We start from the raw sequence: 201 nt of genomic DNA, 5'->3' as shown, positions 1-201 counted from the left end.
CGCTGCTTTTGCCTTTGCGGCCGCCACAGCCTTCGCTTTCGCCTTGGCCTTTTCTTCTTCTGTTACTTCTTCCATTCCTTCTCTTTTTTGTTTTGCTAGCGCCGCCGCTTTCGCTTTTGCGGCCGCTGCTGCCTTCGCTTTCGCCTTGGCCTTTTCTTCTTCTGTTACTTCTTCCATTCCTTCTCTTTTTTGTTTCGCTAG

1 pseudogene is annotated in these 201 nt (G+C 50.2%); it reads right to left on the bottom strand.

Annotated elements, in window-relative coordinates:
- A pseudogene (locus tag MR079_RS29620) lies at nt 1–201 on the bottom strand (NADH-quinone oxidoreductase subunit C); the annotation flags it as partial.

It is taken from the genome of Bacillus cereus group sp. BfR-BA-01381, from assembly GCF_022663555.1.
Lineage (GTDB): Bacteria > Bacillota > Bacilli > Bacillales > Bacillaceae_G > Bacillus_A > Bacillus_A pacificus.
The sequence above is the reverse complement of the archived record's forward strand: the minus strand, read 5'-3'. Positions and strand labels throughout refer to the sequence as shown.